The organism is Psychrobacter sp. W2-37-MNA-CIBAN-0211, assembly GCF_040309405.1.
Classification (GTDB): domain Bacteria; phylum Pseudomonadota; class Gammaproteobacteria; order Pseudomonadales; family Moraxellaceae; genus Psychrobacter; species Psychrobacter glaciei.
Genome location: NZ_JBEOOU010000207.1, coordinates 1 through 271, shown reverse-complemented (window position 1 = coordinate 271; position 271 = coordinate 1). Strand labels below are relative to the sequence as shown.

Below are 271 nucleotides of genomic sequence, written 5' to 3'. Positions count from 1 at the left end.
GTTTTGGCGACAGGGTTTCAAGCACTAACTTGTCACCTTTTTCAACCACTGGCAGCGTTTTGTCTTCTTCGTTTTTCTTACCCATCTGCGGTTGAACCCGAGTCCAACCATCAAAGCGTAAGGTACGGCCACTGGCTTTTAATTCGTAATCACCCGCGGTTACCGTTAAACGTGTCGCATCATATTGTGCCGGTGTCATTTGACAAGACACGAATTGACGCCAAATAAGCTCATACAAACGCTGAGCGTCTCTTTCCATATCGGTTAAAGA

The 271-nt window shown here is 46.1% G+C and carries 1 protein-coding gene; it reads right to left on the bottom strand.

Features of this window, described 5'->3' with window-relative positions; genetic code table 11:
* A partial coding sequence (locus AAEY72_RS14930) for a DNA topoisomerase (RefSeq protein ID WP_352311335.1) occupies positions 1–271 on the bottom strand: 271 nt, incomplete at both ends.